Annotated in this window: 4 protein-coding genes; all 4 read left to right on the top strand. The window is 59.1% G+C overall.

Going from position 1 to position 4,989, the window contains the following annotated elements:
* A partial coding sequence (locus tag NW818_RS13205) for a bifunctional aconitate hydratase 2/2-methylisocitrate dehydratase (RefSeq protein WP_414424814.1) occupies positions 1-2,046 on the top strand: 2,046 nt, incomplete at its 5' end.
* An 84-nt stretch (positions 2,047-2,130) separates the two neighbouring features.
* Complete coding sequence (locus NW818_RS13210; protein WP_414343517.1) at positions 2,131-2,442, top strand: PepSY domain-containing protein; 312 nt, start codon at positions 2,131-2,133, stop codon at positions 2,440-2,442.
* A gap of 178 nt (positions 2,443-2,620) precedes the next feature.
* A complete protein-coding gene (locus tag NW818_RS13215) occupies positions 2,621-3,061 on the top strand; it encodes an Hsp20/alpha crystallin family protein (protein WP_414343518.1) in 441 nt (146 codons plus the stop codon).
* A gap of 240 nt (positions 3,062-3,301) precedes the next feature.
* On the top strand, positions 3,302-4,423 hold the full coding sequence (locus tag NW818_RS13220) for an ABC transporter ATP-binding protein (protein ID WP_414424815.1): 1,122 nt from the start codon (positions 3,302-3,304) through the stop codon (positions 4,421-4,423).
* Positions 4,424-4,989 lie beyond the last annotated feature (566 nt).

Genomic DNA, 4,989 nt, shown 5'->3' on the forward strand with positions numbered 1-4,989 from the left:
CCCCTCCACGCCCAAGCCATGCTGGAGTCCCGCGCTCCGGGATCCCTGGTTACCATTGCCGAGCTGAAGCGCCGCGGCCATCCCGTTGCCTTTGTGGGGGATGTGGTGGGCACCGGCTCCTCCCGCAAATCCGCCCTCAACTCACTCCTCTGGCACATCGGCCACGACATTCCCCATGTGCCCAACAAGCGGGCCGGCGGGGTCATCCTGGGGGGCACCATCGCGCCCATCTTCTTCAACACCGCCGAAGATGCCGGGGCCTTGCCCATCCAGTGCGATGTCTCCCGCCTGGAAACCGGCATGGTGGTGACGATCTACCCCTACGAGGGCGTCATCCGCTCGGAGAGCGGCCAAGTTCTCTCCACCTTTTCCCTGCGGCCCGAGACCCTCCCCGACGAAGTGCGGGCGGGGGGACGCATTCCCCTGTTGATTGGCCGTGCCCTCACCGACAAAGCCCGCCAAGCCTTGGGTTTGCCTCCCTCGACCTTGTTTATCCGCCCCACTCCATCGGCAGACACCGGCAAAGGCTATACCCTAGCGCAAAAAATCGTGGGCAAAGCCTGTGGGCTGCCAGGCGTGCGCCCGGGCACCAGTTGTGAGCCCCTCATTACCACGGTGGGATCCCAGGACACCACCGGCCCCATGACCCGCGATGAGCTGAAGGAGCTGGCCTGTCTGGGCTTCAACGCCGACCTAGTGCTGCAGAGCTTCTGCCACACCGCCGCCTATCCCAAGCCGGTGGACATCCAGATCCACAAAGAGCTGCCCGACTTTTTCGCTTCCCGCGGGGGCGTTGTCCTGCGTCCCGGCGATGGCATCATCCACTCCTGGCTGAATCGCATGTTGCTGCCCGACACCGTGGGCACAGGGGGCGACTCCCACACCCGCTTCCCCTTGGGGATCTCCTTCCCGGCAGGATCCGGTCTGGTGGCCTTTGCCGCCGCCATGGGGGTGATGCCCTTGGACATGCCGGAGTCGGTGCTGGTGCGCTTTACAGGTGAATTGCAGCCGGGGATCACCCTGCGGGACATTGTCCATGCCATCCCCTACGTGGCCATTCAGAGGGGCCTGTTGACCGTTGAGAAAAAAGGCAAGAAAAACGTCTTTGCCGGGCGCATCATGGAGATCGAGGGCCTGCCGGATCTGAAGGTGGAGCAAGCTTTTGAGTTTACCGATGCCTCGGCAGAGCGCAACTGTGCCGGCTGTACCATCAAGCTGAGCATCGAGACGGTCTCAGAATATCTGCGCTCCAACGTGGTGCTGCTGAAGAACATGATCGCCCGCGGCTATCAGGATGCGAGAACCTTGCTGCGGCGCATCGCCAAAATGGAAGCCTGGCTGGCCAGCCCCACCCTCCTGGAGGCGGATGCCGACGCTGAATACGCCGAAGTCATCGAAATCGACCTCAGCACCATCACCGAGCCAATTGTCTGTGCCCCCAACGATCCCGACAAGGTGATGACCCTGAGCGAAGTCCATGCCCAACACGCCGCCGGCAACCCCGATACGCCGATCAAGATTGACGAAGTTTTCATCGGCTCCTGCATGACCAACATCGGCCACTACCGCGCCGCCGCCAAAATCCTGGAAGGCCAAGGGCGGGCCAAGGTGCGCCAATTCTGGATCTGTCCGCCCACCCGCATGGATGAGGCACAACTGCGCTCGGAAGGCGTATACGGCATCTTTGCTGCCGCCGGGGCCAGAACGGAAATGCCGGGATGCAGCTTGTGTATGGGCAACCAAGCCCGCGTGGAAGACGGGGCCACCGTCATGTCCACCTCCACCCGCAACTTCAACAACCGCATGGGCAAAGACGCGCGGGTTTATCTGGGATCCGCCGAGCTGGCCGCCGCCTGCGCCCTTTTGGGCCGGATCCCCACCCCTGAGGAGTACCGAGAGATCGTCTCCACCAAGATCCAGCCCTTTGCCGGCGAGCTGTATCGCTACCTCAACTTCCACGAGATCCCTGGCTTTGAGGACGAAGGACGGGTCATCCCCCCCGAGCAAATGCCCAAGATCGAGGATTTGCTCGGGATCCGTTCTTGAGCAGGGTGGAGTAGGATTCCAAATCTGCCCTGGGTCGCCCTGATACCATGGCAGGGATCGCCCCATCGCCCTGGAGAAAGCCCAATGGCCCTGAATCCGAAGATGATCCGCCGCATCCACCGCACCCTTGCCCCCATTCTGGCCCTGCCGTTGGTGGTGACGGTGCTGACGGGATCCCTGTATCAAATTGCCCGCCTTAACGAAAACTTCGACTACTACTGGCTGATCCAAATCCACAAAGGGCAGTGGGGCCCCCTCGACCTGCAAGCGGTTTACCCCTTCTTAAACGGACTGGGGCTGCTGGTGATGGTGGCCACCGGTCTCAGTATGTGGTTACCCACAAAACTCCATCGCCGCCCCAAACATACGGAGTCCCAGAGGGTTTTGGATGGATAAACCTGTAGGGTAAACACCTAAGAAACATTCCAGAAAACCCTACATTTCCCGGAACGGATTTGACTACACTAGAAGCATAGAGGTTTTGCTTGCACCTCTAAAGTTGAGCCCCAAAAGCTAAGCTCCAAACTCGAACTGGAAGTCAAAAAAGCAAAGTAATAGAGGAGGAGGATGCTCTATGGCTCTTGTCCGCTGGGATCCATTTCGGGAAATTGACGAAATTCAACGGGAAATGAACCGGATGTTCGACCGGTTGATCCCTCGCACCACCGAGGCCGACGGCTTCGCCTTCATGCCGGCAGTGGAGATGCACGATGATCCCGAAACCATTACCCTGAAGCTGGAGCTGCCCGGCTTGAACCCCAACGACTTGGATATCCAAGCGACAGCCGAAGCGGTCTCCATCACTGGGGAACGGCGATTTGAGAAGCGCTCTGAAGACAAAGGGGTAACCCGGACTGAATTCCGTTATGGGCGCTTCCAACGGGTGATCCCGCTGCCGAGCCGGATCAAACACGATCAGGTGAAAGCCGAATACAAAGATGGGATCCTCACCCTGACTCTGCCCAAAGCGGACTCTGAAAAAGCCCAAGTGGTTAAAGTGAGCGTTGTCTCCTGATAGGCCGAGAGGTTGGGCAGTTTCCCAATGGGAAAAAGGATCTCCTAGAGGTAGGCGATGAGCCTACCTTTTTTTAATCTTTCTTGCGTTTTGGTTTTTCAGCTTGCGCTCATTTCAAGCAGGAATAAATCGGGTTCGCTGCAGGGATCCCCAGCTCTCCCTACCGAACTCAACTCGATTTGACTTTTGCCCGCCGCTTTGGATAGGGTTTGAGTGCGCAACGGAGCCAAGGTTGAGAGCATGGCCAGCGTTACCTACGAACACGTTACCAAGCGCTACAGAGACACCACCGCCGTCCATGACCTGAACATCACCGTCGAAGACGGGGAATTTCTCGTCTTTGTCGGCCCCTCCGGCTGCGGCAAAACCACCTCCCTGCGCATGCTGGCCGGGTTGGAAGAGATCAGCGCCGGATCCATCTACATCGGCGACCGCCGGGTGAACGATGTCCCCCCCAAGGATCGGGATATCGCCATGGTCTTCCAGTCCTACGCCCTCTACCCCCACATGACCGTGGCCGAAAATATGGCCTTTGGCCTCAAGCTGCGCGGCCTGCCCAAAGCAGAGATCGAAAGCCGGGTCAGGGGGGTGGCCAAACGCCTTGGGATCGAACACCTGCTCAACCGCAAGCCCAAGGAACTTTCGGGTGGGCAACGGCAGCGGGTTGCCGTCGGGCGGGCCATCGTGCGCAATCCGGCGGTGTTTTTGATGGATGAGCCCCTCTCCAACTTGGATGCCAAGCTGCGGGTACAGGCGCGGGCCGAGATCAGCAAGTTGCACATGCAACTGGGCACCACCTTTATCTACGTTACCCACGACCAGGTGGAGGCCATGACCATGGGCAACCGCATCGCCGTCATGAAGGATGGCCGCCTGCAGCAGGTGGATACCCCCCACACCCTCTACACCCGCCCGGCCAACCTGTTTGTGGCCGGGTTCATCGGCAGCCCCGCCATGAATTTCTTCCAGGCCAAGCTGCGGGAGCAGGAGGGCACCCTCTGGATCGATACCGGCGCCTTCCGCGTGGCCATCCCGCCCCACCAGGCGGATCCCTATCGGCACTATGCGGGCAAGTCGGTCATCTTCGGCATCCGCCCGGAAAACATCCACGATCCCCAGTACCAACCCCCAGGGATCCAACCTGCCCCGGTGCGGGCTAAGGTCTCCGTCACCGAGCTGATCGGCCATGAAGTGATCCTCCATCTCAGCACCACCGACCGAGAAGGGATCCTGGCCGAGCAGGAGTTTGTGGCCCGCGTGGATCCCCGTACCCAGCTTCGGGTTAACCAGTGGGCAGAAGTGGTCTTCGACATGGATCGCTTCCACCTGTTTGACCCGCAAACCGAGCAGCGGCTGGGATAAAAACGATGACCAAAAAAACTGGGTTACAAGCCCCGCCCTTCTAGGGCGGCTTTTGTAAGATGCTATTCGACAGAAAAGGCAACTTTGCATGTACCTTGTTCGCAAGCTCAAGCTAGGCGTCTCAGAGCAACTGCAGCTGTTGAGCAGGGCAGCAGGCGAGCTGTACTCAAAGGTGCTCGTTCACTTTTGGCGGGTTGTCCGCAAGAAGGGACTGTGGTTGAAACCTTCCACGCTAATGCGGTGGTTTCCCAACGACCCTGAGAATACACTTCATGCTCACAGTGCAGACGCGGTAGTGCAAAGCTTCTTTGCCTCTTTGAAGTCCTGGCGAGAACGCCGCCAAACCGACCCTAACGCCCGTCCACCTCGACGGCGTCGGTACTATTCCAAAGTTCAATGGAAGTCTTCAGCCATCCAAGTCGTCAATGGAAAGCTGCGATTGTCGAACGGGAAAGGCAATGAGCCCCTGATGATTAACTGGGCTTGGGACACACCTGTTTGGGTAGAGATGGGCTGGGATGGCCAGCAGTATGAGTTGAGAGCATGACTCTAGTCAATGATACGCT

The organism is Synechococcus sp. R6-5, from assembly GCF_047461775.1.
Lineage (GTDB): Bacteria > Cyanobacteriota > Cyanobacteriia > Thermostichales > Thermostichaceae > Thermostichus.